The 7,638-nt window shown below is 35.7% G+C and carries 4 protein-coding genes; all 4 read right to left on the bottom strand.

What is annotated here, in order from left to right; all coding sequences use genetic code 11:
* Positions 1-322: 322 nt before the first annotated feature.
* Positions 323-1,840, bottom strand: a complete 1,518-nt coding sequence (locus Q0L29_RS02220) for a kelch repeat-containing protein (protein WP_296618693.1) — start codon at positions 1,838-1,840, stop codon at positions 323-325.
* Positions 1,841-2,016: 176 nt separating this feature from the next.
* Positions 2,017-4,383 (bottom strand): OmpA family protein, encoded by a 2,367-nt coding sequence (locus tag Q0L29_RS02215; protein WP_296618691.1) that lies wholly within the window; start codon positions 4,381-4,383, stop codon positions 2,017-2,019.
* A gap of 2 nt (positions 4,384-4,385) precedes the next feature.
* Positions 4,386-5,837, bottom strand: a complete 1,452-nt coding sequence (locus tag Q0L29_RS02210; protein WP_296618689.1) for a DUF5723 family protein — start codon at positions 5,835-5,837, stop codon at positions 4,386-4,388.
* 11 nt (positions 5,838-5,848) lie between these two features.
* A complete protein-coding gene (locus Q0L29_RS02205) occupies positions 5,849-7,468 on the bottom strand; it encodes a hypothetical protein (protein ID WP_296618688.1) in 1,620 nt (539 codons plus the stop codon).
* Positions 7,469-7,638: the final 170 nt, after the last annotated feature.

Raw genomic sequence — 7,638 nt, 5'->3', positions numbered from 1 at the left:
TTTGATTGGTATCCAAATTCAATGTCTCTAGAAGAGAAATGCAATCATCAATTTGTTCTTCACTGAAAGCTTTGGGCTTGCTTTCTTCCTGAATTTCTGTCATATATCAATTTTGAAGCCACAAAAATAGTCATGAATATTGAGTAATTTTTATGTTTGGCTAAATATATAGTAGTAATAGTTAAAAACGTGTTGATCTGATATTCCAGTTATATAACTAACTGGACCTCCTAACTAAATAATATTCCACCCTGATTTTATTATGTATAAAAAAGCCTTTAACTCCATTTCTGAAATTAAAGGCTTTTAAACAGATACGGTACTATTCCTGATCAGTAAATTTATACATTTCATCCCTATATAAACTTGGAAAAATATAGGCTGCATTATTATGCACTATTGTTGTGGTATGTGTGACTTCGGGATCATAAATATTACTAATCCTTTCCCAAGTATTGCTAACCGGATCATAGCTAAAAGCATCTCTAGGGGCAATTCCATCTTCACTGTAAGCAGAGCCACCAGCAACATACCCCTTTCCGTTGAGAGCAAAGGAGATGGTGCCATATCGAGTGCCTAGCGGTGTTGTATCATCCAGTTCAGTCCAGGTATCGGTGTCAGGATTGTAAGACCAAAAATCTCCCAATTCTTGTGAAGATGTTCTACCTCCAAAAATGTAAGCAATACCATCAATCACAAAAGAAGCAGCTAACTCACGAGCAGTTCCCGGCATATTAGTCTTTTGCGTCCACGTTTTTGTAATCAAATCAAACTCCCAAAGATCATTACCTAGGCCCCCACTAGCCTTCTGTCCTCCAAAGACATATCCCTTACTACCAATCTGGAAGTAAGAAGTATTACTCCTGCCTTCGCCCGGAAAGTTTGCTAATTGCGTCCAAGTATCAGTGCTTGGATCATATTCCATTACAATATTGGACCAGTTTTGATAACTAAATAAGCCACTTCCTACGTATCCTTTTCCTTCATAAGAAAAAGCAAAAGGAGAATTAGTGGTATTTGGTGTGTCAGCAAGACGAGTTATTTCCCCTGTTGCAGTATTAAATTGATAAAAATCATCATATGATCCTGTTGTGCCAAAACCCGCATAGAGCATCCCATTGATTTCGAAAACAGCCATATTACTAAAAGCACCTCCATTGGGGAATTCTCCTATAGGCTCCCATTTCCCACCATTTATCACCTTGAAATTATAATCGGGAACAAATCTATAGCCGTTTATGGTAAGCTTTACCAGTCCTCCCGAAGCCACTCCATGCGGTAAAATAGTCCTTGCATCAAAAGAGTTTCTAACTGTAACTTCTGATTTTATGTTTCCTTCAAATCTAAGATCATACAAGGTACTATCTGCCGGTAAATCATCTCCTCTAATTTGATATTCCTGCCCGGCACTTCCTTCATTAGGTTGCATAGAATAAACGAAATAAGGTCGGCCAAGCCACTCAAAATCTCCATAAATATCAGAATAGAATGTATCATCTATTGAAATTCTAATCGCTCCTCCTGTCCATTGCCATGGGATTTGTACTGTTAGTTCAGTTTCAGAAGCCTCCAAAATAAGTGCATATTTACCTGTGAAATCTACATTTATTCTAGAGGTATCCGAAATAAAATTTTCTCCAAAAATGGTAACTGTATCGGCCATTTGCCCAACAGCTGGTTCCATAGAGAGAATGAGAGGGTCAGCATCCACTATTACGGAATCCTGATTATTATCATCATTCAAATCAGGATCTGGTGCGTTTTCTTTAGTACAAGAAATGATGACTAGAGGTCCAATAATTAGAAATAGAAAGATAGATTTTAGTTTCGTTTTCATCATTTTAAGAATTTTGATTTGAGAATTATACACTTCAAAAACTAATAATTTAATTTGGGCGGTTGAACTTAATAGAGGTACTAGATTTCTATAAATGAATCCTAGATCATCACATAGAAATAAAAACCATTAAAGTGCAAGCACTATTACCTGCACTTTAATGATGATATATTCCTTCTTTATTTTTCCAGAATAATAAATTCTACTCTTCTGTTTTTGGCTCTACCTTCAGGCGTTAAGTTAGAACCTACAGGTTTACTTTCTCCATATCCTTTGGAGTTAACTCTATCTTCATCAATGCCCAAACCAATAATATAATTGGCCACGGATTCTGCTCTCGATTTAGATAAAGCCATATTATAGCTATCTTTTCCTGAACTATCGGTATATCCACTAATTTCAATTTTTAATGTAGGTACTGCGCGCATAAGATCCGCTACCCTATCAATATCAGTAAAGGATTCTGGCTTAAGCTTGGTGGAGGCCGTTTCAAAGAAAATGTTATTTAACAGAATACTTTCACCAACTTCAAGTGGTACCAGCTGTAAGTCTTTTAGAATTTTAACATTTTCTGTTTCCTGCGTAACGTCAATCACTTCAGAAATAGGGAAATAAGAATCTGCTCGAGCCGTTAGAGTCACTTTGCCACCAAGCGGTATTTTAACACTATAAGTACCTTCTGATGGATTCACTGTACTATTGGTACTGGCTGTTCCATCTACATCAATAGTAAAAGGCTGTTTAATAAGCATTCCTGTCTTTTTATTAAGGACCTTACCTGTAATGGTAGCATATTTTTGCAATGGAGCTGCATATAAATTAAGACTTCTTTGCTCATAATTATTTACATTAAATAAGTCTATTACGGCTACCTCAGGTGCAAATTCATTGGCTTGTACTTGTACCAAATACTTTTTACCCCATGGTAATCGGAGACTGTAGTTTCCATTTACAATGCCTACACTATCCACAACAACCCCATCTACCATTATTTTTGGTTGTGTACTTGGATTGAGTACCTTCCCGCTTTCCTGATTAAGAACCTGCCCAGAAATATCTACATAAGGTATTGCTTTCATTTTTAGATCTTTGAAAACCTTCACCTGCTGCTTCTCATTGCTAACATCAATAATTTCCGGGATAGGAATATAGTTACCAGACTTCACGCTTAATCGATAAGTTTCACCAAGTGGTAATTTAACAGAATAAGTACCTCGCAGCTGATTGATCTTCATGGAATCAACTTTTTGACCGTTGACTAAGACTTCAAAAGGGTCCGTAAGCATGCGGCCATCAACGGTTACACTTCCTGATAAATCAAGGAATGGTACCAAGGCGATTTCTAAGTTCCTTTCCATAGGAAGGTATTCCAACTCATGGCTGGCATCCACAACTAAAGTTTTGGCCACTTTATTATCAGCAATGGCTTTTAATTCATAGCGCTTTCCTAAAGGAAGTTGAACAGCATAGCTTCCATTAAGAGCATCAACATTTACCGAGTCTATTATTTGATCATTAATCATGACCTTAAATGGTGCTTTATAAACTTCTTCGTTGAGGGTAACTAAACCTTTGAGATCCACATAAGGCCTGGGTTCTATCAATTTAACGATGAGAATATCAGAATCGCCTCCAATACTAGCAGAACAATACATAGCCCAATTTTCATCATTAAAGAGCTTATAATAACTTTCCCATTCTTCGGTGTTCACCACATTATCAAGCTTTTTTGGGCTCGACCAATTTTTCTTTAATTTGCCTCCCCTATGCGTGATTTTGTATATGTCGTTTTGGTAATATTGAGCATTTCTATCTCTGAAGGCTGAAAAATATATGGTTTTGCCATCTGCAGCTACAAAGGGGGCGTCAATAGAACCAAACTCTCTGTCCAATACCTTGTTTTTTATCTTCTTAGGCTTTTTCCATTTTCCATTTCGTTTTTTGGTGCTGTATCTTAAATGGTCATTTTCATCCTTTTGCCATTTTTTAGAGTACGCAAGAATAAGTAAACCTCCATCATCACTAATCCCTGCCGAGAAGGTTAAGCCTTCATTCTGTTTTTTGAGTCCTCTTACTTTTAGTTTTTCAGGCCTAGACCACTTACCATCTTTATAATCCACTATGGATAAACCTCTTCTTTTATACCGGCCTTTTTTGGTATAAACTCCAGAAATCAAATATCCTCCATCCTCTAATGCTGCATAAATAGCATTAAATCGGTTATTGTTAAAGCTTGCTTGTACCCTTTTAGCCTTGCTCCAGTGGCCTTCATCATCTTTTGTACTGTACCAAATATCCTGGCTGCGATAATCGCCATAATGATTTTCAGGATGATTGGAACGAGTAAAAAACAAAGTGTTTCCATCGATACTCAGTACTGGATTAAGTTCATCATAGGATGAATTAATGCTATCGCTAATGCTATAAGGAATAAATCGGTTGAGCGTTCCATGCTTGGTTCGCTGCTGAGAGAACCCTAGCTGAATCTGTGCAAAACAAATAAGTATGAAAAAGCTATATATGATATTCTGTTTTTTCACAGTCATAATTAATTAGATGTGGGTTTGTATAAATATTTTCTGAAAGCATCTTTTCGTTTCATAAGTCCTTGTGCCGGGAGCATGCTTTCATTTTTAATTCTTCCGAAAACGAGGTTAATACCAAAGCGAAAATTCACATTTTTCATCTGATAGGGTAATAATAAATCGTTGATACCAAGCTCAGTGTCATTAATATTAACAAAACTAAGGGGTAGCACATTATCCATTATGATATAGGACTGAACCCAACCAGTCTTAAAAACTAAGCCCAGCCCCATGTTGGCAGCACTTTTTCGTAAATACCACCATGAAGTAGTGAAATCAATTCCCTTACCTAATGAAATATTTAATCCTGCCGTTCCTCCTACTGAAATACCTCTAAAAAATTCAGTATATATAGAGCCTGAGGCACGCACTTTAGGGCTCAATTGGTAATGTGCGCTGAGGAAAACAGTTGAAGGTAACCACGTTTGATAAGCCTGTTTTGTAGTATCTGTATTTTCCTTAAAAACTTCCTGGTAATGGTTCGCAACACTGTCAAGATTGTTACCCGAATTATTAAAATCTTCTATCACTATGCCATCATAAGTGGTTGAAAACTTGGATGTATAATTTCTGACATAATTTCCCCAATTAATAAAGCCAACATTGTTCACTGCCAAACCAAAGCTCAGTTTATTAGTATGTTGGTAGGTTACTCCACCGTCAATAGCATAACCTCTGTTCAGATTTACGGCATTTCTATAATCGTTTACGGAATTCAAACTTCCTAAATCATCAGTAAAAGTTTCATCAATCCCCACGCTGCTGTTAACTTCCAGATCAATATCTACCTGATAGTTATAAATATTATCATTGTTAATATTGAGTTCTAAATCTGACCTATTCGTTTGCACATTAGCAATGCCACTAAGCAATTTCAGACGTCCACCATAAGTCCATCTTGAGTCTGGCTTTGCTCTTGTAAAGCCTACTGCGTTTTCAATATAAGTGGACGAGTGAAGGCCAATACCTGTTAAACTATATTGATCCTGAAAGCCTTCACTAACAACCCCTAACAAATCTTGGGGATATAAAAAGCGAGTATCATGGATTAGTCGACTGCTAATTGAAAAGAAATTGTTTGCAACTTTTAGTCGCAGATTAAATAAGTCTACGGAAGCACCAGCACCTAAATAGTTATTAGATTCTTTTAAGCTGGAAACAAATTTGGCGTAATCTACATTTCCACTTTTATCTACAAAAGCTTTAGTGTTGAAAGCAGAATTATTTAAACCAACAAACACGCTTGTACCTGGTAATGTCAAGGAAACCTTGAATTCTGGTACACTGGCAGCATTCAAATAAGTAGACTGACTCAAAACAGGCATATGATATAAGGTAAACTCTTGTTGTGCTGAACTTTTATGAGCACAAAAAATTAAAGTTGCCGCACCTATTATGAATATATATTTTTTCAAAAGCATAATTTTTAAAATTTCGCAGGATCAATAATGGCTTGAGCAGATAACCCAAGGCTGATGGTTAAATAATTATCAGTTGTTACTTTGACACTTTTTGGATTGGCATCATTTGCACCGGGGCTTAAGAGTTTACCCACAAGCTTAATTTTTGAGCTTGTCTTTATTCTCTCATATTTTTCCTGATCAATAGAAATATCAGAGAGAAGCGTAGTAGCACTATTTACAATCCCCTCACCATTTACTTCACCAGCAGGTGAAATAACAGAGGCCTCAAAGCTGTCAAATAAAGAATCAAGTACTATATTTCCTGCTGTCTCAGTAGAGTCCATAAAGTATAGCTGTACTGCAATATTTATAGGAAATGCGTTTTCAGAGACTACGCGAAAGTTAATATTTTCCAAACTAACACTGCCATCATCTGATAAGCTTAAATTCACATTATTGATGGTATCTGTTACTGCATAATTATTAACATAGCCTGTCATAGGCAAAATTAATTGTGCTGATACTGATAAACCACTACTATCTGTAACATAATTATTGGCTTTCACTGTAGTATCAGGGTTGGCCTCAATAAATCCATTAAAATAGACGCTTTCCGGGATATTACTGATAAAATCAACCAAATTATTTGTATTTTCATTTGATACCATAAATATGCTCTCTGCAGATTGACCAGGAGTATTTGAAGCATTTAATATTTGTGACTCCTCTAAATAAGTACCCGTGATCAAAGAGGTATCACCATTTTCTTCAATAACAGAAATTCCGTTAAAGTTAAATCCAAATGGAATACCGGAAGAATTCATGGCGGTTAGCTCTATTTTGGGATCAGTAAAACGAATATTGTCCGGAAAATCATTCTGGGGTAAGCCTAAATCAAACTGTCCATCAAAGTCATCAAACCTATAGGTCTTTAAATCACCTTCAAGATAGGTAAATTCCATATTTTCTAAAGCAAAGGAAAGGGTGAAAGAGCCTGTATCTGAATTTCCGGTTTCTATAATAGTAGAATTTAAGGCATACTCTATTGTATTAACTGTGTCACCATTACTTCCCGTTAAATCCAACTTATAATCAGTTAAAGATTCTGTTATAGCTTCTATATTGTTTAAACTTATGGATAAAGCAACACCATTTTTAGTCAACTTAGGAAAGCTTACATTGGTATTCAGGTCATGATCAAAGTTTTTGTCTTGAGAAATACTAATGGTGCCACCTTTAAAGTTCACTTTTGTCAATTCAGCTGCTGGGTCACTTAAGTCTTTATTGGCTATAGTGAAGGAATTATATTCCTCCGGTGAAGAAATATTCATTTCACCATTAGTAAAACCAACTGATGTAAACGGTATTCTATTTGCAAATTGTTGATTTTTTAAAGAAAAGCGATCGAAAACGGGCAAATTTATAAAGTCTGTATCATAGTAAAATTCTATAACATTTGAAGGTCCTTCTCTTAAAGAGAGGCTATCAAATAAATCACTTAAATTTTCAGTGCTTAATGTTACTGTTCCTATGGGTGCAGAAACTACAGGGGAAACTTTCTCGAATGTCAGACCATCTATTTCATCAGTACAACTGATCAAAAACAGACTGAGAGAAAGTAAACATAAAGAAATCTTTTTCATTGCTATCTTGAATTAAAGAACTGTAATTATTCAACTAACAAAGAAATAGTTTTTTATTAACTTATTTAGAGGTAAAAGCATAAATATATTACACCAAGCTAAAAAAGCCAATAATTTAACCCACTCTTGAGAAAAAAACTGCTTATTCTTATAATTAAATAGTGCTTACT

The sequence above is a fragment of the Marivirga sp. genome, assembly GCF_024636815.1.
Lineage (GTDB): Bacteria > Bacteroidota > Bacteroidia > Cytophagales > Cyclobacteriaceae > Marivirga.
This window is presented reverse-complemented; position numbering and strand designations above follow the sequence as displayed.

Excerpts from the sequence above, each read along its gene's own strand:
- Q0L29_RS02215 (WP_296618691.1), bottom strand. The coding sequence starts at position 4,383 with ATGACTGTGAAAAAACAGAATATCATATATAGCTTTTTCATACTTATT.
- Q0L29_RS02205 (WP_296618688.1), bottom strand. The coding sequence starts at position 7,468 with ATGAAAAAGATTTCTTTATGTTTACTTTCTCTCAGTCTGTTTTTGATC.
- Q0L29_RS02220 (WP_296618693.1), bottom strand. The coding sequence starts at position 1,840 with ATGATGAAAACGAAACTAAAATCTATCTTTCTATTTCTAATTATTGGA.